Raw genomic sequence first — 22,916 nt, 5'->3', positions numbered from 1 at the left:
CGGTTACTCCTTCGTAGTCTGTATGGCCTTTGGAGCCTGTGTGGATCGAGCGTCGGCGTCGCTCGTGTATTCGCCCGCCTGCAGCTTGCGGCGCAGTATCTTGCCGACCGGCGACTTCGGAATGTCGTCGACGAACACGTAGTCGCGCGGCCGCTTGAAGTTGACGAGGTCGGACTTGCGGCACCAGCCGTCGAGGGCCTCGGCGTCCACGTACTCGCGGCGCTTGATGAAGGCGACCACGCGCTGGCCCCAGCGCTCGTCCTTCACGCCCGCAACCGCGACTTCATCGACGGCAGGATGCAGCGACAACACCGATTCGATGTCCACCGGCGAGATGTTCTCGCCGCCGCTGATGATCATGTCGTCCACGCGGCCGGTCACGTAGAGATCGCCGTCGGCATCGAAGTAGCCGGTGTCGCCGGTGAAGTACCAGCCGTCGCGCAGCGACTTCGCGTTCGCGTCCGGGCGATTCCAGTAGCCTTCGAACGCCTCATCGCCGAGCAGGTCCGCGACGATCTGGCCTTCCTCGCCGGCGGCGGCCGTCTGCTCGGGTGAGACGGCTTCGAGTTTCACGACACGCAGCCGCGTATTGATGCCGGCGCGCCCTGCGCTGCCCGGCTTCTTCGTCGCGTCCTGGTCGATGCTGAACGTGTAGACCTCCGACGAGCCGTAGTGATTGACGAAGAGGTCCGGCTCGAACGCGGCCGAGAGGCGCTTCAGCAAGCCGTCGTTCATCGGCGCGCCCGCGAAGCCGAGCTTTCTGACCGACGACGTATCCGTGCTTGCGAACGCGCTGTCGGCGAGCAGGTCGTGATAGAGCGTCGGCACGAGATAGAGGCACGTCAGCGCGTGATTCGCGATGGATTCGAGCGCGAGCTTCGCGTTCCAGCGTCGCACGCAGACGAAGACGCCATCGACGAGCGCCATCGCGAGCAGCGAGCGCACACCCATCGTGTGGTAGAGCGGCATCACGCCAAGCGTTCTTTCCCCGCGCCGGTAAAGGTTTTGCGCGACGTGGGCGAGCGCGCCCGCCCGTTCGTGCCGGTGACGGCGCGGCACGCCCTTCGCCTTGCCGGTCGTGCCGGACGTATAGAGGATGAGCGAGATGTCGTCGGCGGTGGCGTGCGCCGTCTCGCCCGCGTGCTCGCGCTCGGGTCGCGCCGTGAGGATGTCGAAGGTCGCTGTGCGGCCCGCGGCATCGTCGAGACCGATGCGCGGCACGTTTTGCGCCGATGCGCTTTGCGCCACGGCATCGGCGCAAACGGGTTCGTAGACGATTGCCTTCACGCCCGCGTCCGTCACGCAGTATTCGATTTCTTCGGGCTTCGCGCGCCAGTTGAGCGGCACGATCACGATGCCCGCGAACTGGCCGGCCCAGTGCAGCGTCGCCATCTCCCAGCGGTTCTGCAGCACGACGAGCAGCCGGTCGCCGCGTTGCAGGCCGAGTACGCGCAGGCCATCGGCGACATTCAGGATCACGCGATGCCACGCGGCATACGTCAGTTGCACCTCGCCATCGACGAGCGCGAGCGCGTCCGGGCTGCGCTCGACGCTTTGCAGGAAGGTGCGGCCGAGATCAAGCATGTTCGGCCTCCTTCGCGTCGTTCGCCTGACGGCGCGCAGCCACGTCCAGCACGGCCGCGACGATCGGCGTATAGCCCGTGCAGCGGCAGATATGGCCCGAGAGCATCTCGCGCACTTGTTCCTCGCTCGGCTCCGGCACGCGCTGCAGGTAATCCGCGCACGACATCAGGATGCCCGCCGTGCAGAAGCCGCACTGCAACGCGTGATGACGCTGAAACGCCTCTTGCAAGTCGCCGAGCGTCTGGTCCGGCGCGAGACCTTCGACGGTATCGATGCGCCGTCCGTCCGCCTGCACCGCGAGCATGAGGCACGAGCGTGCCGCGACGCCGTCGACGTGCACCGTGCATGCGCCGCACACGCCGTGCTCGCAGCCGACGTGCGTGCCCGTCGCGCCGAGTCCATGCCGGATGAAATCCGAAAGCAGTTCGCGCGGCTCGCAATGGCCGCTGCGTTCGCGGCCGTTGAGCGTCAGCGTGATGCGCTGCTGCTCGCCGTGCCGCATGATGTTGTCCGCCGTGCTGCTCACTTCGCCTCCTCGATTGCGCGCCATCCCAGTTGCCGGACCAGATTCCGGCGATACTTCGCGCTGATGTGCGCGTCGTCCTGTGCGTTCAGTTTCCAGCTCAAGTCGTTCAATGCGCCGCGCAAATCGTCGCCCGTCAAACGCGGCCATGTCTCGGCAACCGGCCGGTCCGCGACGCCGCCCACTGCGATGCGGATCGCGTCGTCGGTCACGACCGCCGCGCACGCGACGACCGCAAAATCGCCGTGTCGCGCCGAGAACTCGGCGAACGCGTGACGCTCGTGCGGCTTCTTCAGTGGAAAGCGCACGGCTTCGACTATTTCGTCCGGCTCGCGCGCCGTCATCAACATTCCCTGAAAGAAGTCCTTCGCCGCGAGCGTGCGGCGTTTCTTCTTCGAGCGCAGCAGCACGTCGCCGCCGAGCGCGCTCAGCACGAGCGGCAACTCGGCGCTCGGATCGGCATGCGCGATCGAACCGCATACCGTCCCGCGATTGCGAATCTGAAAATGCGAAATGTTCGGGAACGCCATCGCGAGCAGGGGCACTTCGTCGCGCAACGAGCGGCGCCATTCGACGCTCCCCTGCGTCGCCGCCGCGCTCACGACGAGATGCTCCGCTCCGTCGTCCACGCGCACGGCGTCCAGTTCGGCGGTGCGCGAGATGTCGACCAGCACGCGCGGCTGGGCGAGGCGCATGTTGAGCACCGCCATCAGCGATTGCCCGCCCGCGAGAACGCGGGCGTCCTCGCCGTATTGCGCGAGCGCGTCGAGCGCATCCTGCGTCGTCATTGCGCGCAGGTAATCGAACGGTGCGGGCTTCATGCGTGCCTCCTGAAACGTGCGAAGAACCGCGCGAGCCATGATCCCTTCGCCTGCGCCGGCTTGCCCGCCGCCTGCCGGCCGAGCGATTCGAACAATTGCCTGAGCACCACCTTCGCGGCGCCCTCGAGCATGCGTCCGCCTACCGCCGCGACCTTGCCGGAGACCTGCGCTTCGTAGTCGTACGTGAGGCGCGTGCCGCTGCCGTGCGGCGTCAGTTCGACGAGACCGTTGCCCCGTGCGCTGCCGAGCGGCGAAATGCCGGCGCCCGCGAGACGCAGCCGGCGCGGCGCGTCGATCTCCGACAGGCCGATACGCGCCTCGAAACGCGCCTTGATCATGCCGACGCCCACCGTCACGTCCGCGCGATACTGGTTCGGCGCCGTCGCCTCCAGCGCGTGACAGCCGGGAATGACGCTGGCGAGCGCCTTCGGATCGAGCAGCACGGCGAACACGGCTTCGGGCGTCGCGGGCAGATCGACCGCGCCTTGCGCCGTCAACGCCTTGCCGCCGCCCGGCGTCGCGGGCTTCGTGGCGGCTGCTTCGCGGTATTCGGGGCGCGACGGTTCGGGATCGGCGATGCCGATCATCTCCATCACCTTCTGCGGCGTGAGTGGCAGGCGGATGTCTTCGACGCCGAGCGCATCCGCCACCGCATTCGCGATGCACGGCGGCGTGCTCATGTTGTTGCCTTCGCCAAGCCCTTTCGCGCCGAGCGGCGTGAAGGGCGACGGCGTTTCGAGATGCACGATCACGGGGTCGGGCACTTCGCAGGTCGTCGGCATCAGGTAGTCGGCGAGCGTGCCCGACTGGAAGCTGCCGTCTGCGCCATAGCGGAACTCTTCCATCAGCGCCGCCCCGAGTCCTTGCGCGAACGCGCCGCGGATCTGGCCGTCCGCCAGCGCGGGGTTCAGAAGCGTGCCGGCGTCGTGCGCGGTCACGTAACGGTCGATGCGCACGCGCCCCGTTGCACGGTCCACTTCGACGGCGCACATGTCGAACGCGAAGCCATAGGCCGCCGATGTGTTGATGCGGTCCTGCTCATCGGGCGCATCCATGTGCGGCGGCGACCAGAAGACGGTCTCGCGCAGGCCAGGCTCCTCGCCTTCGGGCAGCAGCGCGGGCGCCCAGTGCGGCGCGTTGCTCGCCGCGCGCGCGAACGGCAGCGCGCGGTCCTGCGCGTCCTTCGGATAGATGCGCGCGCCTTCGAAACGCACGTCACCCGGCGCGCAGCCGAACTGCTGCGCGAGAATGCGCGCGAGCTTGTCGCGCACGCGGGTGGCGGCGAGATGCACCGTGCCCGCCACCGCGCCTGCGAAGCGGCTCGAATAGTTGCCCGCCGCGACGGACCACGCGTCCTTGTGCGTGTCGAATTCGACATTCACGACGATGTCCTTCGGGTCGAGCCCGAGGACATCCGCGACGACTTGCGCGCACACCGTCATGTGGCCCTGGCCCGCGGGCGTGGATGCAATCGTGACGATCACCCCGCCCAGCAGGTCCACGCTCACGGTCGCGCTCGCTATCGCGCCGTTCTTGGGACCGGCCTTCCTGCGCGCGTCGGGCGGCATCACGGTCGTGATATAGCCCATGTTCGACACGGACGGCTCGACGATCGCCGCGAAGCCGATGCCATAAAGACGCCCTTCCTTGCGGGCGGCATCGCGCCGCGCGGCGAGTTCGCCATAGCCGCCTTCGGTTATCGAGCGGCGCAGCGCTTCCTGATAGTTGCCGGAGTCGAGCAGCGCGCCGGCGGCCGCGCGATACGGAAATGCGTCGGCGGGAACGAAGTTGCGGCGGTACACGTCGAGCACATCGAGCTTCAGTTCGACGGCGATGCGCTGAATCAGCCGCTCCAGCGCGAAATAGACTTGCGGTCCGCCGAAGCCGCGCACGAGGCCGCTCGGGGTCTTGTTGGTGAGCACCACGCGATTGCGCACGACGAGATTGTCGATCGCATACGCGCCCGTCAGACAGCCGTGCATCCGGTAGAACGTCGCCGGCTCGGGGGCGCGCACGTAACCGCCCACGTCTTCGAGCTGGTCATAGGACAGCGCGACGATGCGCCCATCGTCTTGCACCGCCGCCTCGATGGTCGAAAGGCGCGCGGTCGCGGAAGTCGCCGCGCTCAGGTGTTCGAGCCGGTCTTCGACCCACTTCACCGGCGCGCCCGCCTTGCGCGACGCAAGGCACATCAGCACGACATACGGAAACACGGCCTGCTTCACGCCGAAGCTGCCGCCGGAATCGCGTGGCGCCTTATGACGCAGACGGTTGGCGGAAACGTTGAGCGCCATCGCCATGACGGCGTGCAGTGAGAACGGCCCCATGAAATTGGAGGTGACGTCATAGCCTTCGTCGCCTGACAGATACTCCGCGATAACGACGCCGCATTCGATCGGCGCGCAGGTGTTGCGCGGATAGTGCGTGGTCAGCTTCACGCGATGCGGTGCGCTTGCGAACGCCGCTTCCGGATCGCCGTAGCGGAAATGCCGGTCGCTGATGACGTTGCTGCCCACGCGGTCGTGCAGAACGGACGCGTCGTCCTTCACGGACTGCTCGATCGACGTAACCGGATCGCGCAGCGCGTATTCGACGCGAATGAGGTCGAGCGCGTCTTCCGCGATGGCGCGCGATTCCGCCATCACCACGGCAACCGGCTCGCCGACGTAACGCACGCGATCCATCGCGAGCGCCCATTGCTCCATCGGCGACTTCACGCCGACGACGAAGGGCCGCGACCACGGCCGCAGATCGTCGCGCGTGAGAATCGCGCGCACGCCGTGCAGCTTCGATGCCGCTTGCGTATCGATGGAGACGAGGTCCGCGTGCGCGTGCGGCGAGCGCAGGATCGCCGCCTGCAGCGTGCCGGGCTTGACCGCGAGATCGTCGCCGTAGCGACCACGCCCCGTGAGAATCGCGGGGTCTTCGAGACGCTGCATCGGCCGGCCGACGTGACGCGCGGGCACGAGCGCATCGCTCTCGGCGACGCGCGCGTTGATGTCGGCGAATCCGGTATCGCGCTGATTCATGGCCTCACTCCTTGCCTTCGCGGCTCGCGAATTCGTCGGCGAGACCGCTCCAGCGCCGCGCGATCTCGCCGTGCTCGATACCGAACAGATCGAGAATGCGCCCGACCGTGTGATCGACGACATCGTCGATCGTCTTAGGATGCGCGTAGAAGGCCGGCACGGGCGGCATGACGATGGCGCCCATTTCGGTCGCGACCGTCATGTTGCGCAAGTGCGCAAGATTGAGCGGCGTTTCGCGCGCGACGAGCACGAGGCGGCGGCGCTCCTTGAGCATGACGTCCGCGGCGCGGGTCAGCAGGTTGTCCGCGAAGCCGTTGGCGACGCCCGCGAGCGTTTTCATGGAACACGGCGCAATGGCCATGCCGTCGCTCAGAAACGATCCGCTCGCCACGGCCGCGCCGATATCGCGCACGTTGTGCACGACGTCCGCGAGCGCGTCGATGTCGCCGCGCGCGAGGCCGAGTTCCTGCGCCGCCGTGACCGCGCCCGATGACGAAACGATCAGATGCGTCTCGTGCGTGCCGAGCCGGCGCAGCGCGGCGAGGAGCCGCACGCCGATGACCGCGCCGCTCGCACCCGAAATGCCGACGACGATGCGCTTCTTTCGTTCAGCCATGATCGCGTGTCAGATAGGCGTTCAGTGAGCCGTTGTCGCTGGCAACGAGCGCGTCGAGATCCACCGCGTCCTGTCCTGGTATGCGCACGCGCGTGAAAACATGCGCCGGATACACGACGGGCCGCGTAGCGTCCAGTCCCATCTTCGCGCTGACGCCTTGCAGATGCGCGGGCGCGTCGTCGGGAAGGCCGACGGTCGTCGAAGGGTCGAGCGGCGAGCCTTGCGCGCCCGCCACGACCACGAGATCGCGGTCGGCCTGAAAGCGCGTGGCGATCGCCCATTCGATCTCGGCGGGATCGTGCACGTCCACGTCGGTATCGACGACGACGACCTGCTTGATGTCGTAGTGCGCGCCGAACGCGCAAAGGATCACGTTCTTCGCCTCTCCTTCGCGCTTCTTGTCGAATTGCACCCAGAGGTGATAGCGGCAGACGCCGCCCACGGAGAGATGGACGTCCTTCACCGCCGGATGGCTGCGCTGCAAGTGCGCGAGCAGTGTCGCCTCCCGGGGAATCGCGCCGAGCAACAGATGCTCCATTTCGGCAGGCACGATGGTATGGAAGATCGGGCCGCGCCGATGCGTCACCGCCGTCACTTCGATCACTTCGCGCGCTTCCTTTGCGCTGTAGTACTTCGGAAACTCGCCGAACGGACCTTCAGGCTCCCGCACGTTGGGCAGAATGCGGCCTTCGATCACGATCTCCGCGAACGCCGGGACATGCACGCCGCTCGTTACGCATGGCGCCACCGGCAGCGGGGCGCCGTGCAGCGCGCCGGCAATTTCGAGTTCGTCGTGATCGATCGGCGTGATGGCCTGCGACGCAAGCATCGTCAGCGGATCGACGCCAATGGCGACGGCGACGTCGAGCGCATCGCCCGCTTCTTCGGCGGCGCGCTGGAAAGCGTACAGATGGCGAGGCAGCAGCAGAATGGCCATGCGGTCGCGGCCGTGCACCTGAATGCGGTTGATGGAGACGTTCTGCACGCCCGTGCGCGGATTGCGCGCGATCACGAGGCCTGCGGTGATGTATGGGCCGTTGTCGTGCTCGCTGTGCGTCGGAATGGGCAAGAGCGCGTGGAGATCGATGCCGTTCGTGTGCACGACTTGTTGACACGGCGCGTCTTCACGGGCGACGACCTTCGAGGCGAGCGGCGCGGCGGCCGCAGCGGAAAAGCGCGCGAGCAGGCCTGCTTCGTCGACGCCCATTGCTTCGGCGATCCACGCGCGATTCGACATGAAGCCGCTCACCACGGGCACCGCGTGTCCGCCTGGACGCGTGAAGAACGCCGCCTGCGTGCCGTCTAGCCGCTTGGCGATGGCCGCCAGTTCATGCTCGAGCGCGACGGGTTTCTCGATCGTGGCGACGCGTCCGGTTTTCGCGAGATGCGCGAGCCAGTCGCGCAACGAGAGCGAACCCGCGTCAGCGCCCTCGCGGGCCCACGTCAACGAGGGAATGCCGTGCGTTGCGGCATCGCGTGTGTTCATTCGTGTCTCCATCTATTGCTGCCTCGTCGGCGAGAGATGCCGTGGCAAGCAGATGGGTTGAAGCGTAGCGAGATCGCGCCATAAGTTCTAATACCGTTTTCTGATGCGCCGAATCAGTCGCCCTTATATCCGTGTTAGCCCCGATGACAGCGTTCCTTCAGTTACGTATCAATAGATGCGTCCTCGCGCCGCCCAGACAGCGGCTCGGCCCGAAACGACGCTTCGAGCGGAATCGGCGCCTAGTGATAACGAGCGGCTGTGCTATTAGCGTCGCTGATGCCGAAAGGAATGAATGGACCTCAAGCAAATCCAGTACTTCATCGCGCTTTTCGAAGACGGCTCGGTCACGCGTGCAGCCAAGCGCCTGAACATCGTGCAGCCGGCGTTGAGCATGCAGATCGCGAAGCTGGAGGACGAACTGCATCAGCAACTCTTCGAGCGCGAGGCGCACGGCATGGCGCCGACCGCGGCGGGGCGGCTCATGTATCGCCTCTTCCTGCCGATCATGCGTGACCTCGCGCACGCGCGGCAGCAGCTCGTGCAGCGCGACGAAGTCGTGACGGGGCATGTGGGCATCGGGCTGATCGCCTCCGTCACGGAAAGCGTGCTCGCCGATTCGCTCGCGCGCTTTCATGCGCGTTATCCGGATGTCGAAGTGACCGTCGCCGACGGCTACAGCGCGACGTTCATCGACTGGGTGGCGGGCGGCCAACTGGATGCAGCGATCATCAACAAGCCGCGCGCACGTCTTTCGCTCGATTCGCGCGCCCTGCTCGACGAAGAGATGATGCTTGCGACGAGCGCCGTGCACGGGCCCGACTTGCCGCACGCGATCGAACTGGCGCAGTTGCCCGAACTCGAACTGGTGTTGCCGACGAAGCGCCACGGCTTGCGCGGCGTGCTCGACAGCGCCGCACAGCATGAAGACGTGCTGCTCGCGCCGCGCTTCGAAATCGACGTGCTCTCCACCATTCTCAAACTCGTCGAGCACACCCGCTTTGCGACGATTCTTCCGCGCATCGTCGTCGAGCGTGCCGCGCGGCACGGCGCCTTGCGCGCGTGCCCGATTCTCGCGCCGCGCATCGTGCGTCATATCGTGTGCGTGAGTCATCCGCGCCGGCCGTTGAGCGCGGCGGCGGAGGCGCTCATCGCGATCATCGGGGATGAACTGCATCAGGCATCGAATAGTGCCGCTCCCGGAACACCACTCTCTTTGAAGGAAGGCTCAGGATGAACGCATTGCACTGGATCGGCGGCGAATGGACGGGCGCGCCTACGCTTTACAGCATCGATCCCGCGACGGGCGAGGCCATCGGCCGGTATGCCGACGGCGGCGCGCAGGAAGCGGACGCCGCCATCGCCGCTGCGCGCCATGTGTTCGACCGCACGACGTGGGCGCAGGACGCGCGTCTGCGTCAGGACGTGCTGCTTGCATGGGCCGCCGCGCTCGAACAGCAGCATCAATCGCTCGCGACGCTGCTCACGCGCGAAAACGGCAAGACGATTGCGCAGTCGCGCGGGGAGATCGCGGGCGCCATCTCCGAAGTGCGCTATTACGCGGGGCTCGCGCGGCATATCGCCGGGCACGTGCTGGAACCCGAGCCGGGCACCATTTCGACGATGCTGCGCGAAGCCGCTGGCGTCGCGGCGATCATCGTGCCGTGGAACGCGCCGGCCGTGCTGCTCGTGCGCTCGCTCGGACCTGCTCTCGCGGCGGGTTGCACGGCGGTCGTGAAGCCTGCCGCGCAAACGTCGCTGATCACTGCCGCGATGCTGCGCTGCCTCGAGCACACCGCGCTGCCCAGGGGGGCGGTGAACCTCGTCAACGAGCAAGGTCACGCCGCGAGTGAGCGGCTGGCGGACTCGCACGACGTGGACGTGGTGAGCTTTACCGGATCGACCGTGACCGGCAAGAAGATCATGGCCGCGGCGGCGGACAGCATGAAGAAACTTTCGCTGGAACTCGGCGGCAAGTCATGCTGCCTCGTTTTCGACGATGCCGATGTCGCCGCCATCGCGCCACGCCTTGCGCGCGCCGCGACGATCATCTCCGGCCAGCAATGCACGGCCGCGCGGCGCGTGCTGGTGCATGCATCGCGCGCGGCGCAAATGCGCGAACATCTCGTGGCCGCGCTTGCGGCGCTCGGGGTGGGACCAGGTATCGAGCCGACGACGGATATCGGCGCGCTCATCGATGCCCCTACGCGCGATGCGGTGGACCGCACCATCGAACGGGCATGCGATATGGCGGATCGAGTGTTGTTGCGCGGCGGCCGCTCGGGCCACGCGTTTCTTTCACCGACGCTCGTCGAGCACGGAGATCCAAAAGCGTTCTTCTGTCAGGACGAAATCTTCGGGCCCTTCGTCACGCTCGAAGTGTTCGAGAGCGAACAGGAAGCGCTTGCGAAAGCCAACGACAGCATGTTCGGCCTGTCAGCGAGCGTCTGGACTCACGACGGTCCGCGCGCCTTTCGCGTGGCGCGGGCGCTGCGTAATGGCACGGTCTGGATCAACGATCACAACAAGCTGTTCGCTGAAGCGGAAACCGGCGGTTACCGGCAAAGCGGGCTCGGGCGGCTGCATGGATACGATGCCCTCGCCGACTTCACGGAGATCAAGCACATCTGCATGCCAGCCGGCGTCGCCGAGGGCATCGCTCCGCTTCGCTGATGCATCACGGCTCGCCGGCGCTCGCGCATGAGGGCTCTGCCGAAGGAGTGAAGCAGGCTCGCAGTTGATCGCCGTGCATGCCGTGCAAAATCAGCATCGATGTGCTTTCTGCCGCGCGTGATGGGGGAGTCGGATTCAACGAGGCGCGGTCCTTGCAGCGGCTTGAATGCTCGATCTCGAAGCGACGATAGACAGGACGGCGGAAACGGTCAGACTGCCGCCGACGCACATCATTGCGACGACCAGTGCTCCGGCCAGCGTCACCGCGTCCGGTGAAGTCCCTGCGACGCCGAAGAAGACGCCGCCGATGACCGCGACACCCAGTGCTGCGCTGATTTGCAACGCCGAATTCGTGATGCCCGCGATCATCCCGGAACCGGTCGCCGGTGCGCGATTGATTACCGAGCGCACCAGCGTCGGCAGCGCCCAGCCCTGACCGAATCCCAGAAGTGCTACCGCCCCGATCAGCGGAAACGGAGCCGGCATCTGTCCGGGTGCGCTGGACACGAGGGCGGCGAGGAGCGCGCAGCCGGCGACCTCGAGCATCATGCCGATGGCGGGAACGCGGTCGCCGAAGAGGCGGATGGCAAGCGGAGTCGTCAGCGGCCCGACGAAGGCGCCAACCCCGAACGGCAGGAAAACCAGCCCTGTCTCGAATGGACTCATGCCAAGGCCCGCCTGGAGATAGACGGAGAACGTCAGGAAGAAGGCGGAGACGACGTAGAAAAAGAGGACGCCTGTGAGCCCGCTCATCAGGCCAGGCCTCCGGATCAACTCGACGCTGATCAGCGGCACGCCGCCTCGGCGGGCGTAGGCCACCTCATATCGGCAGAAGCCTGCCCCCGCGACGGGACACGCGATCAGCATTGCGCAGGCCCACCACGGCCAATCCAGTTCCCGCCCTTCGACCAGGGGCACGATGAGCAAGCCTAGCGTGAGCGCGCAGAGCAGCACCCCGATCCGGTCTACAGGCGCCGGGCTGTCACCGCGGACGTCGGGCAGCAACGGCAGCCCGAAGATCAGGACGGCGACGACGACGGGCAAGTTGATGAGAAAGACGACGCGCCACTCCAAGTGCAAGATGTCCGCAGAGATCAACGCACCCCCGAGCGCCTGCGCGGCAACGGCGGCCAGTCCCACCGCGGCGCCGTAGAGGCCCAAAGCGCGCGCGCGCTCCTTCTCTGGAAACAGGGCGTGGATGGAGGCCAGTCCTTGCGGCGCCATCGCGGCGGCGCTCAGGCCCTGCGCCACACGCCCGAGGATCAATATGGCGGCTGACGATGCGAGGCCGCAGATCACCGATGTCATTCCGAAGCCCGTGACGCCGATCAGGAAGATCCTCCGCCGGCCGAAGAGATCGCCAAGCCGTCCCCCTGTGATAAGGAAGACCGCATACGCCGCGGCGTATCCAGAAATGACGAGTTGCAGTTCTGCAGCGCTCGTGTGGAGCGTGCTTTGGATGGACGGCAGGGCGACGTTCACGATGAAGAAGTCGAGCGGAGGCAGAAATGCGCCCACCAGCAACACCGCGAACGCTGACCATCGACGCGTGGAGGAGTTTGTCGTATGCATGAATGTGGGCTCCGAAGACCGCATCACGCCGGACGGCCGAAGCGTTCCGTTCCCATGAGGGGGCGCCAGTTCTGAAGAGGCGTGGCGTAGTGCATGGTGAAGGTGCGCTCCAGGAACGCCCAGCGGCCTTCGCGTCGCTGATAGACGTCGCGGTATTGGCCGCTCACCTGGAGCGTGCCCTGGTCGACGTCGTAAAAAAGACAGTCCGCCGCCACCAGGCCGTGGCCGTTGTCACCGTCCACCGTGATCAGGGCATTCGCCATCCAGTGATGCATGTGGGGCATGCGCTTCATGTTGATGCGTGCTTGCGCCAGAATGGCCTCCAGACCGTCGGAGTTACCGTTCGCGCCCAGCAGCAGTCGCGAGTCCGGATGCCACAGCGTAGCCAGCAGCTCGATGTTCATGGTGTCGAACGCCTCGGCGTAGTTGGCGATCAGCGCATCGATGGCGAAGCGGCTTTCGATAGCGTCAAGGCGTAATTCGAGTTCTTTGGACATGGGTTATTTTCGTACCACGTGGTATATAAATAGCGAAAAAAATGCGGGGCTCGTGGTGGCCTCGCGCTGCTCTGTCTTTAAGTACCGAGTGGTACAAATATAAGGGGACGTGGAAGGCCGTGTCAACCGCCCTTTTTGACGAGTCCTGCGACGTGCGCAATGCTGCAAGTCGTGACTTGCCGGAAAATTGTGTATCGACTAGTATGTATATTTCGACTGAGGGAGATGTTCATGGTTCAGCGGGGTCGGCCGCGCACGTTCGACCGCGATGCGGCGATCATTTCGGCGATGCACCTGTTCTGGGAACATGGCTATGAATCGACGTCTTTGTCGCAGCTAAAGGCGGCAATTGGCGGAGGCATCTCCGCGCCCAGCTTCTATGCGGCCTTCGAGTCCAAGGAGGCCCTTTATAAGGAGGCGCTGGAGCGATATATGGAGATCTATGGCAAGGTGACCCGTAGTCTTCATGACACATCGCTTCCGCCACGGGAGGGCGTGTTTCTGGCGCTGCTCCGGTCGGCGAAGATGCAGACCGAGAGCGGCCACCCGAAAGGCTGTATGGTCGCGCTCGGCGTTGTCGGGGCCAGTTCCACCGGCAGCGAAGCCGTCACCCAGTTGCTTCGTGAAGTGCGCAGTCGAACGCGCGCCGGCTTTCGCGCCTGCGTGGCACGGGGCATCAAAAGTGGCGAACTGCGCAGCGACACGGATGCGGCATCGCTGTCCATCGCGCTCGACTGCTTTTTTCAGGGACTGTCTGTGCTCGCCCGCGATCGTGTCCGTCATGCCGTCATCGAGAAGGCCGTGACCGACGCAATGGGGATCTGGGATGCCGCAGTGGACCAGCCGATGCCTAAAGAGGCCTGAAGACATCTCTATCGGATTTTGCGTTGGACAAGCCCGAGGTGGCCCGTCGACATGCTGCGTGGTTCAAGACATCGTGCAGGCAAAGGGCCTCTGACGAGTACCGGCACGGCCACCTGTGGGTTCGGGCAGAAATCGTCTCGAGGACGAAGACGGCACACCGAATGTCTCTTAGCTGAGCGTCACTGACATTTGAATGTCCGCGTCAGTCGCCGGTCGGAGGATCGTTCGGGGCCGGCTGCGGAATTCAGCCGGCCAGGCGTGCGTCCGGAAATAGCTTGCTAGGCTAAGCGCCGCTGCCCCGGAGACAGATCAATGGACATGGATGACTGCGTTGAACGCGAGCGCCATGACCAGGCCGACCGCCGCCACGATGGACTGGACCACTGAAATTGTTTTGGTGGCTTCGCTCATGGTCATGCCGAATGATTCCTTGACCATCCAGAAGCCGGCGTGGTTCGCATAGTTGAAGAACAAGGAACCGCAGCCGATGGACAAGGCCAGCAAGGGCAAGTTGAGGCTCGGATCAGCGCCCGCGAGCGGAGCAAGCAAGCCAGCCGCGCCCACGATACCCACGGTGGCAGACCCTGTGGAGACTGACAGCAACATGGCAATCAGCCAGCCGAGAATGAGCGGAGGAAAAGCGAAGTGCTGCGTCAAATGCACGATGGCGTCGCCCACCTTCGCGCTCGTCAGCATTTCCTGAAATGCGCCGCCCCCAGCGATGATCATGACGATCGAAGCGATGGGCTTGAGACTGTCGCCGAGCGAGTAGCGGAGTTTTTCCGTATCGCCACCCCTGGCAAGTACCAACGCCGCAATGGCGAATAGCACACCGAGCAGCATGGCTATAAGCGGGCTGCCTATGAAGGCGGCCACATGAAGCAGCGGCGCGCTCTTCGGCAACATCATTTCTGCGACGGCGTGGACCAGCATCAGGATGGCGGGTAGCAATGCCGCCAGTACTCCGAGCGCGACTCCAGGCCGTTGTCCGCTGCGAGACGGGTCCCCGGCGGTAAATTGGTCGAGCAAGCTCTGGTCGGGCTTCGTGCTCATGCGTGGCGAAATGAACGCGCCATAGAGTGGACCGCCCAGAATCATGGCCGGGATGGCTGCCAGGAAGCCATACAGCATCGTCGGGCCGACTGATGTCTTAAGCGTGGCGATCGCTGTCAAAGGGCCAGGATGGGGCGGTACCATGCCGTGCATCGCGGCAAGCGCGGCAATCACGGGCACCCCGACGTACACGTATGCCGAGCCCTTGAAGCGAGCGTGGCTCTCGAGCTTGCGCGCTACGCTGAAGACGAGGGGTAGCATGACCACCAGCCCGACTTCGAAGAACATCGGAATGCCCACCACGAAGGCCACCAGGGTCATGGCCCAAGGGATCATCCGATCGGAGGCGCGGCTCAGAATGGCCTCGGCGATTTGCTCGGTGATGCCCGCATCCGCAAGGATCTTGCCGAGCATCGCCCCTAGCGCGATGACCACCCCTACGGCGCCCAGCGTCTTGCCTGCGCCGTTGGTCAGGTGCTTGACGATACCAGCCGGCTCCATGCCAGTGCTGATGCCTACCCCGACGGAAACGACAAGCAATGCAAGCAGCGGATGCATCCTGATGCGCGAGACGATAAGCGCGACGAGCACGAGCACGCTGATCAGCGCAGTCAGCAACAAGTCGATATCTAAATTGGTCATGGAATAGTTCTTTCGTTTGAAATAGTCAGCCGCGCGCGATGGTCATTCGAGCCTCGATACACGAACGATGGCTATTGCAGCGAGCGCGGCTTTCGTCGGGAACAGGTGGACGGGGATCGACCAGTCATCGCCTAAGCATCGAACCTGTAGAGATTCGCTGGCGTGTCCGTGAGGACTACGTTGCGCTCTTGCGGGTCGGGAATAAGAGCGTCCAACAGGTCGAGCGACTTCGAGAGTGCGGCGGATGTCTCGAACTGCGTATGAGGCCAGTCGCTGCCCCACATCAGGCGCCGCACGCCAAACGCTTCTTTCAGAAGACGGAACGCTTCTCGCATGTCCGCATCACCCTCGCGGCTGTCCGGCCAAATCCGATATGCGCCCGAGACTTTCACCCACAGTCGCCCTGTCGGCGCCCAGTCGAGAAGACGGCGGAAGCCGGGATCGCTTGCACCGAGAGCAGGCTCTGGCCTGCCGAAATGATCGATGACGACATCGAGTCCCGCGTTGAGGAGCGGCGCGACGATACCTTCCAGCCTTGCTGCTTCCGCGTGTACTTCCACATGCCATCCAAGTCGCCGCAATTGAGCCAGCGTGGATTCGCTGATCCAGTGGTCAAGCGGCTTATCGGCATGACCGATCAGATTGAGTCGTATCCCGACCACGCCCGCTTCGCACATGGTACTCAGCAGATCGGGGCCACAGTCCCGCGCGATCACGGCGACGCCTCGTAACCTGGGGCGCGCGCATTGCAGCGCTGCAAGCAGATAAGCGCAATCGGTGCCGAGAAAGCTGGGCTGGACGAGCACACCGCGCGCAATCCGGCGGGCGTCCAGTTGCGCAAGGTATGCGACGAGCGGCGCGTCGTAGTCTGGCGCATAGCGGCGATGCCGCGCAAGCGGAAGGCCGCGCGTGAACACATGGGCATGTGTATCGACCGATGCAACGTCGGGCCAACGGCTTTCCGGTGTCCCCGATTCAAAAAGCATGGATATTTTCCGATCGTTAGTTCTACGCGACTTCGGGCGGGTGACCGGCGCGTCAATGCTCTTGGGCGTGGGCGAGCGGGCGCGCGTCGTCGGTATCGGCAGCAGCATCGCCAAGCCCGCGGCCCCGCGTCTCCGGCAGCATCAGCACCGACCCTACGACGATCGCATATGCCAGGCCAGCATCGATGCCGATTGCTGTTCCAAGCGACATGTTCGCGGACATATGGCCGACGAGCACTGGAAATCCCGCGGATACGACGCGGCCGAAGTTATAGCAAAAGCCGACTCCCGTACCGCGCATCCCGCGAGGATAGAGCTCATTGAACAGCGCGCCCATGCTTGCCGGAATGCCTGCTGCAAAAAAGCCGAGCGGAAAGCCGAGGAACAACATCGCCGTGTTACCGAGTGGGAGAAACAGATAAGCGATCACGGTAACAACGCAGCAGATCGCGAATGTAAGGATAGTTTTACGACGCCCGATGCGATCGAGTAACTGCGCACTCGCCAGGCATCCGCAAAAGAACGCGACGATGACCACTGCCAGATAGCCGCCCGTCGTGAGCACCGACAGATGGCGCTCGCTCTTTAGAAACGTCGGCAGCCAGGTCATCAGCGCGTAGTAACCACCGTGCGCGCCGACGCCCAGGAGCGCCCCGATAAGCGTCATGCGCAGCATCCGGGGCGAGAAGATGCCGACGATGACATCACGTGCCCGGTCGTCGCGATGCACGCTCGCCGCGCGCGTTGAATGCGCCGAAAGGGTCGGCTCCTGCACGCCTCGTCGAACATACAAGATCAAGAGCGCCGGAGCGATGCCGATTCCGAACATCACCCGCCATGCCGTTGGGGCGGGCAGCAGAGAGAACATCAACGCGTACAGCAGCACCGCTGCACCCCAACCGACTGCCCAGGCGCTTTGCACACTGCCCATTGCCTTGCCGCGATGCTCGTTGCGGATGGTCTCGGCCATCAACACCGCGCCTGCCGCCCATTCGCCGCCGAAGCCGAAACCCTGCAACGTCTTTAGCACTAGAAATTGCGGGTAGTTCTGCGCGAACGCGCACAAGAACGTGAACACGGAGAAAAACGCGACGGTCCATTGCAACGTCTTCACGCGTCCGAGCCGGTCCGAAAGCATGCCGGCGAGCCATCCGCCGAGCGCCGATGCGACCAGCGTGACGCCGCTCACCAGCCCCGCCTGCGTGCGGCTGATCGACCACTCGGCGATGATCGCCGGAATCACGAGGCTGAACATCTGCACGTCGAGCGAATCCAGCGCCCACCCGCCGAAGCACGCCCAGAACGTCCGGCGTTCATTCGCTGAAATTTCCCTGAACCAGTTGAACATGCCGCGTTTCCTCGTCTCTGCATTGATGCAAGTTCTGCGCTTCCGCCAGCGTGTCTGTGCTAGCGGATCTCCGCTTGATAGATGAACTCGCTGGCAGGACCGCGCGAGCGGCGCCATTCCAGGGGCTGCCGGTCGTAGCCGTATGCAAGACGCTCGATAACGACGGCCGGCGTACCTGGTTCGATATTCAGAAGCCGGGCGTGCGGTAAGCCGATAGCTTCCACGGTGAGGGTCTCGGTTGCCGATGCCACGATCTGATTGCACTGCGACTCGTACACGGGATATAGAAGATCGCCGACGTCGCTCAGGTCCATCCGTGCGAATGCCGCAAAGCGCTTGTAGGGCAACCAGATCTCTTCCGCAAGCATCGGCACGCCGTCGATCAGGCGCACGCGTGACATCTGAATCACGCGTGCGGTGCGTGATATCTGTAACGTTGCGGCGACCGCGGATGGTGCATCGACTACCTCGCGGCGAAGAATGCGACTCTCAGGGATGCGCCGTTCGCCTTCGCGCGTCTGGAAGCGGAAGAAGCGAAACAGGGACCCGTCGAAATTGGCGCGACGTACGAACGTTCCCCTTCCCTGGAATCGCTCGAGCAGTCCGTCCGCGACGAGCAAATCAACGGCCTTTCGGACCGTTCCGACGGCAAGGCCGTAGCTTTGCGCAAGCGCCTGCTCGGTCGGGATCGCTTCGCCCGGACGCCAGTGACGGGCCGCGATCAAAGCAACCATTTCGTCGCGCAGCCGCAGATAGCGAGGTAGGCGTTCATCCGCATGCATCATCGTGCTCGTATTATGAATTCATATATATGATTACATGTATTCGCCAAAAAGGGATTCGGGGATACCCTGCTAGCGGTTGGCCGCGTGGCTGACGAAGTGGAGCCGGCAAAGCCGGCCGAAGATGTGACGATCGAAGTCGTGCCGCCTTTGCAGCCGCAAGCGCTGATGGTCTCGGTTATCAGTCTTGCAATGCGGCGCGTGGACGCGTTCTCTAACCGCTGTGCGAGCTTCCGCGGCGGCCAGCGTTGTTGCTGAATATGGCGTTTGGCGGGACATGGACGATGAGGCACTGGGCGACGACCCCGCACCGGCCCGTTGCGTTATCGCTCGACAGCCGCACGCATCTTGAACACGAAATTCGCGGTGATCGAAGGCAATGTCCTGCCTTTTTTCTTCACGATGGCAATCGACCTGACGAACGCGGGATGATCGATCGCCTTCACCACGAGTCCCGGTTCTGCGCGCACCTCGCGCGCGGTCTCGGGCAGAATCGTCACGCCGAGGCCGGCGCGCACCATTGCCACCGCGGTCATCATGTAGGTCGGTTCACACGCAACATCGAGCGGCCCGCGCGATTCGCTGAGCGCGGCATCGACGACGGCTCGCACGCTGGTTCCCGGCGCGGTGAGCACGAGCGGGCCCTGTGTCAGGTCTTCCAGGCCGATTCGCCGCTTCCGCGCAAGAGGGTGCTCGCGCGGACACACGGCGACGAGCCGGTCCACCGCCGAGCACAGCACTTCGAGCATCGGGTCGAGCACGCCGCCGCCCGTGACGCCGATATCCGCTTCCTCGTTGCGCACGAGCGCATTGACGGTGCTGGCCACGGCATCCCGGATCTGAAACGACACGCGCGGCACCTCGCGCTTCATGTCGATGATGAGTTCGGGCAACACGCTGGCCGCAAACGTCGGCAGACACGCAATGCGAATCGTGCCGCTCTGCCCTTCGCCCAGCGCACGCGCATCGCGCAGCACGTTCTCCATGTCATGCATGGACTTGCGCAACAGCGGCAGCAGCTCTCGTCCGGTCGGCGTCAGCGCGACGTTACGGCTGTTGCGGTCGAACAGGCGCGCGCCGACCGCTTCCCCCAGCCGCCGTATCTGCACGGTCAGCGCCGGCTGCGACAGATGCAGCCGTTCCGCCGCCCGCGTGAAGCTGCCCGCCTCGGCGACGGCAACGAATGCGCGGATATCGCGAAGATTCAAATCCATTATGGTTCGTAATAGCTGCGATCAAATCATTTCAATTGCGTGATCGCCGTACCGAACTTACTCTGGGCCACATTAAAAGACAATATCCGGAGACACGTTCATGTTGCCGTTGCTCGGCCTCGCCACCATCGTCGTCCTGCTTGGGGCGATCCTTTCGAAGCGCATGTCGCCGCTGGTTGCGCTCATCATCGTGCCGATTGCCGCGTCGCTGATCGGCGGATTCGGCTTGCAGACGAGCAAGTTCGTCATCGACGGGCTGAAGAGTCTCGCCCCCGTCGTCGGCATGTTCGTGTTCGCGATTCTCTACTTCGGCACGATCACCGATGCCGGCACGCTCGATCCGATCATCGATCGCATCCTGCGCGCGGTCGGCACGAAGCCGACGCGCATCGTGATGGGCACGACGCTGCTCGCGCTGCTGATCCATCTCGACGGCTCGGGCGCGGTGTGCTTTCTCGTCACGATCCCCGCGATGCTGCCGCTCTACGAACGCCTGAACATGGACAAGCGCGTGCTGGCGGCGGCGGTGTCGATGGCGGCGGGCATCAACTTCTTGCCATGGACCGGGCCGATGATCCGCGCATCCGCGTCGCTGCATTTGCCGATTTCATCGCTCTTCAATCCGCTGATTCCGGTTCAGGCAATCGGCCTCGTGTTCGTATTCGGCATGGCGTGGATGCTCGGCCGACGCGAAGAGAAGCGTCTCGGCTATTCGACGGCTAACGGCTCCATTCCGATGCCCGAACGCAAGCTCACGCCGGAGGAAGAAGCACTGCGCCGCCCGAAGAACTTCTGGTTCAACATCGTCCTTACCATCCTCGTGCTCGGCACGATGGTCCTGATGGGCGAAAAGATTCCGCCCGCGATCATGTTCATGGTCGGCCTGTGCATCGCGTTGATGGTGAATTACCCGAACGTCGACATGCAGCGAAAGCGCATCGATGCCCACGCGCGCGCCGCGCTGATGATGGCGGGCATCCTGCTCGCGGCGGGCGTCTTCACGGGCGTGATGCAGGGCAGCGGCATGCTGAAGGCGATGGCGCAGGCGGCCGTCGGCTTCGTGCCGCCCGCGATGGCCGGGCATATACCGGTGGCGCTCGGCGTGCTGTCGATGCCGCTCTCGATGCTCTTCGATCCCGACTCCTTCTACTTCGGCGTGCTGCCGGTGATCGCCGAAGTCGCGTCGCAGCTCGGCGTGCCGGCGGTCCATGTCGGACAGGCCGCGCTGCTCGGCCAGATGACCACCGGCTTTCCCGTGAGCCCGCTCACGCCCGCGACGTTTCTCGTCGTGGGCTTGTGCGGCATCGATCTCGCGGACCATCAGAAGTTCACGTTTCCGCTACTGTTCGGCGCGTCGATCGTGATGACGATCGCGTGCGTCGTGCTGGGCGTGTTTCCGTTGTAAGGGGCGAGCATCATGAAAGACATCATTAGAATAGGCGCGGGCGCGGGCTACTCGGGCGATCGCATCCAACCGGCTGTCGAACTGGCGGAGCACGGCGCGCTCGACTATCTCGTGTTCGAATGCCTCGCCGAGCGCACCATCGCGATTGCGCAGCAGGCTCGTCGGCGCGATCCATCGGCCGGTTACGACCCGTTGCTCGAAGCGCGCATGCGCGCGGTGCTGCCGGTCGCCGCGAGGAACGGCGTGCGCATCGTTTCGAACATGGGCGCGGCCAACCCGTTGTCCGCGGCGCGGAAAACGGCCCAGATCGCGCGTGAACTCGGCCTGCAGGACTTGAAAATCGCAGCCGTCACGGGCGACGATGTGCTCGATGTCGTCCTCGGCTCCTCCCTGCGGTTCGAGGAATCGGGCGACGACGTGAGCGCGTACGCAGACCGCATCGTGTCGGCGAATGCGTATGTTGGCGCGGCGCCCATCGTCGCGGCGCTCGCGGCAGGCGCGGATGTCGTGTTGACCGGACGCGTCGCGGACCCGTCGCTGTTCACGGCGCCGCTGATCCACGAATTCGGCTGGCGGATGGACGACTGGAACACGCTCGGACAAGCGACCGTGATCGGCCACTTGCTCGAATGCGCGGGACAGGTGACGGGCGGTTACTTTGCGGATCCCGGCTGCAAGAACGTTCCGGACCTTGCGCGGCTCGGGTTTCCGATCGGCGAAGTCGATGCGCGCGGCAATGTCGTCATTTGCAAGGTCGCGCACGCGGGCGGCTGCGTGACCGAGGCGACGTGCAAGGAGCAACTGCTCTACGAGATTCACGATCCGGCGCGCTACTACCAGCCGGATGTCGTCGCGGATTTCTCAAAGGTTCGCGTCGCGCAAGAGGCGAAAGATCGCGTGCGTGTGACCGGCGGACGCGGCGAGGCGCGCACGGGGACGCTCAAGGTGTCGGTCGGGTATCTGGACGGTTACATCGGCGAGGGACAGATTTCCTACGGCGGACCGAACGCGGTCGCGCGGGCGCGGCTTGCGCTCGATATCGTCCGCGAGCGGCTCGCGATAATCGGCGTCGATACGAGCGAATTGCGCTTCGATCTGATCGGCGTGAATGCGCTTTACGGCGATCGCCTTGCAGCATCGCACGAAGAGCCGTATGAAGTTCGCGTGCGCGTGGCGGGCCGCGTATCGAATGCGGAAGAAGCGGCGCGTATCGGCAACGAAGTGGAAACGCTATATACGAACGGCCCGTCGGGTGGCGGCGGCGTGACGAAAGCGACACGCGAAGTGCTCGCCGTTCAATCCGTGCTGCTGCCTGGCGAACATGTGAAACCCGTCTTTGAAATCGTGGAGGTCAGCGATGAAACTGCGTGAACTCGCTCACGGACGCACCGGCGACAAAGGCAACACGCTCAACGTTTCGGTGATCTGTTTCGACGCCAGGCACTACGCCCATTTGAGCAATGCACTGACGCCCGAGCGCGTGAAGGCCCATCTCTCCGACGTAGTCAAAGGCGATGTGCGGCGCTATGAACTACCGCATCTGCACGCGTTCAACTTCGTGCTCGACGATGCGCTCGGTGGCGGCGTCACACGCTCGCTGGCGCTCGACGCGCATGGCAAGTCGATGAGTTCGGCGCTACTGGATATCGAAGTCGAAGCGCCGAGCGAGAGTTGAACGTCCCGTAGGCGCATTCACGGAGAGTCTTCCTGCATCCGATGCGGTCGAACATCGGGCTGACGATGATCGTGGCCAGCGGCCGCGCGACATTGGCGATGCCGAACGTGGCGACGCCCCTCATCGCGGCGCGACATGGACGAAGAAGT

19 protein-coding genes are annotated in these 22,916 nt (G+C 64.5%); 6 read left to right on the top strand and 13 right to left on the bottom strand.

The window, feature by feature from the left end; translation table 11 throughout:
- Positions 1-3: 3 nt before the first annotated feature.
- The 6 genes from P9220_RS22050 to P9220_RS22025 are packed head-to-tail and all read right to left on the bottom strand — an operon-like array spanning position 4 to position 8,059.
- Positions 4-1,584, bottom strand: coding sequence for an AMP-binding protein (locus tag P9220_RS22050; protein WP_309767694.1), 1,581 nt, complete (start codon positions 1,582-1,584; stop codon positions 4-6).
- Positions 1,577-2,134, bottom strand: a complete 558-nt coding sequence (locus P9220_RS22045) for a 2Fe-2S iron-sulfur cluster-binding protein (protein ID WP_309767692.1) — start codon at positions 2,132-2,134, stop codon at positions 1,577-1,579. Before P9220_RS22045 ends, P9220_RS22050 begins: the two co-directional genes overlap by 8 nt.
- On the bottom strand, positions 2,107-2,928 hold the full coding sequence (locus tag P9220_RS22040; protein ID WP_309767690.1) for an FAD binding domain-containing protein: 822 nt from the start codon (positions 2,926-2,928) through the stop codon (positions 2,107-2,109). The genes P9220_RS22045 and P9220_RS22040 overlap by 28 nt, the downstream gene beginning before the upstream one ends.
- Entirely contained in the window at positions 2,925-5,957 is a 3,033-nt protein-coding gene (locus P9220_RS22035; protein ID WP_309767687.1) for a molybdopterin cofactor-binding domain-containing protein, read from the bottom strand. Before P9220_RS22035 ends, P9220_RS22040 begins: the two co-directional genes overlap by 4 nt.
- A gap of 4 nt (positions 5,958-5,961) precedes the next feature.
- Entirely contained in the window at positions 5,962-6,573 is a 612-nt protein-coding gene (locus tag P9220_RS22030) for a UbiX family flavin prenyltransferase (RefSeq protein ID WP_309767684.1), read from the bottom strand.
- Positions 6,566-8,059 (bottom strand): UbiD family decarboxylase, encoded by a 1,494-nt coding sequence (locus tag P9220_RS22025; protein WP_309767683.1) that lies wholly within the window; start codon positions 8,057-8,059, stop codon positions 6,566-6,568. Before P9220_RS22025 ends, P9220_RS22030 begins: the two co-directional genes overlap by 8 nt.
- Before the next feature lie 292 nt (positions 8,060-8,351).
- Here P9220_RS22025 and P9220_RS22020 point away from each other — a divergent pair, with 292 nt between their 5' ends.
- Both P9220_RS22020 and P9220_RS22015 read left to right on the top strand, forming a co-directional pair.
- Positions 8,352-9,293, top strand: a complete 942-nt coding sequence (locus P9220_RS22020; RefSeq protein ID WP_309767681.1) for a LysR family transcriptional regulator — start codon at positions 8,352-8,354, stop codon at positions 9,291-9,293.
- Positions 9,290-10,729 carry an aldehyde dehydrogenase family protein gene (locus P9220_RS22015; protein WP_309767679.1) on the top strand — a complete coding sequence of 480 codons (1,440 nt, stop codon included), beginning with the start codon at positions 9,290-9,292 and terminating at the stop codon, positions 10,727-10,729. The genes P9220_RS22020 and P9220_RS22015 overlap by 4 nt, the downstream gene beginning before the upstream one ends.
- A 135-nt stretch (positions 10,730-10,864) precedes the next feature.
- Here P9220_RS22015 and P9220_RS22010 read toward each other — a convergent pair whose 3' ends face one another.
- Both P9220_RS22010 and P9220_RS22005 read right to left on the bottom strand, forming a co-directional pair.
- The gene (locus P9220_RS22010) at positions 10,865-12,301 is read right to left on the bottom strand and encodes an MFS transporter (RefSeq protein ID WP_309767677.1); all 1,437 of its coding nucleotides are present in this window, start codon (positions 12,299-12,301) and stop codon (positions 10,865-10,867) included.
- 23 nt (positions 12,302-12,324) lie between these two features.
- Positions 12,325-12,798, bottom strand: coding sequence for a nuclear transport factor 2 family protein (locus P9220_RS22005; protein WP_309767675.1), 474 nt, complete (start codon positions 12,796-12,798; stop codon positions 12,325-12,327).
- Between the two features lie 231 nt (positions 12,799-13,029).
- Here P9220_RS22005 and P9220_RS22000 point away from each other — a divergent pair, with 231 nt between their 5' ends.
- Positions 13,030-13,662, top strand: coding sequence for a TetR/AcrR family transcriptional regulator (locus P9220_RS22000; RefSeq protein ID WP_309767673.1), 633 nt, complete (start codon positions 13,030-13,032; stop codon positions 13,660-13,662).
- Positions 13,663-13,971: 309 nt separating this feature from the next.
- On the opposite strand, the gene P9220_RS21995 is transcribed toward P9220_RS22000, so the two are convergent.
- From P9220_RS21995 to P9220_RS21975, 5 genes are all read right to left on the bottom strand, one after another.
- Positions 13,972-15,357 carry a gluconate:H+ symporter gene (locus tag P9220_RS21995; RefSeq protein ID WP_309767671.1) on the bottom strand — a complete coding sequence of 462 codons (1,386 nt, stop codon included), beginning with the start codon at positions 15,355-15,357 and terminating at the stop codon, positions 13,972-13,974.
- 131 nt (positions 15,358-15,488) lie between these two features.
- Complete coding sequence (locus P9220_RS21990; RefSeq protein ID WP_309768238.1) at positions 15,489-16,343, bottom strand: amidohydrolase family protein; 855 nt, start codon at positions 16,341-16,343, stop codon at positions 15,489-15,491.
- Positions 16,344-16,395: 52 nt separating this feature from the next.
- Complete coding sequence (locus tag P9220_RS21985) at positions 16,396-17,691, bottom strand: MFS transporter (RefSeq protein WP_309768237.1); 1,296 nt, start codon at positions 17,689-17,691, stop codon at positions 16,396-16,398.
- Positions 17,692-17,750: 59 nt separating this feature from the next.
- On the bottom strand, positions 17,751-18,473 hold the full coding sequence (locus tag P9220_RS21980; RefSeq protein WP_309768236.1) for a GntR family transcriptional regulator: 723 nt from the start codon (positions 18,471-18,473) through the stop codon (positions 17,751-17,753).
- Between the two features lie 323 nt (positions 18,474-18,796).
- Positions 18,797-19,687, bottom strand: coding sequence for a LysR family transcriptional regulator (locus tag P9220_RS21975; RefSeq protein ID WP_309767669.1), 891 nt, complete (start codon positions 19,685-19,687; stop codon positions 18,797-18,799).
- A 100-nt stretch (positions 19,688-19,787) separates the two neighbouring features.
- On the opposite strand from P9220_RS21975, the gene P9220_RS21970 reads away from it, so the two are divergent.
- From P9220_RS21970 to P9220_RS21960, 3 genes are read left to right on the top strand one after another with little or no spacing between them, the layout of a single operon-like run.
- Entirely contained in the window at positions 19,788-21,092 is a 1,305-nt protein-coding gene (locus tag P9220_RS21970) for a citrate:proton symporter (protein ID WP_309767667.1), read from the top strand.
- 12 nt (positions 21,093-21,104) lie between these two features.
- Positions 21,105-22,463, top strand: coding sequence for an acyclic terpene utilization AtuA family protein (locus P9220_RS21965; protein WP_309767665.1), 1,359 nt, complete (start codon positions 21,105-21,107; stop codon positions 22,461-22,463).
- Positions 22,450-22,767, top strand: a complete 318-nt coding sequence (locus tag P9220_RS21960; RefSeq protein ID WP_309767663.1) for a hypothetical protein — start codon at positions 22,450-22,452, stop codon at positions 22,765-22,767. Before P9220_RS21965 ends, P9220_RS21960 begins: the two co-directional genes overlap by 14 nt.
- Positions 22,768-22,916 lie beyond the last annotated feature (149 nt).

Origin of the sequence: Caballeronia sp. LZ016 (genome assembly GCF_031450805.1) — a bacterium.
Lineage (GTDB): Bacteria > Pseudomonadota > Gammaproteobacteria > Burkholderiales > Burkholderiaceae > Caballeronia.
This window is presented reverse-complemented; position numbering and strand designations above follow the sequence as displayed.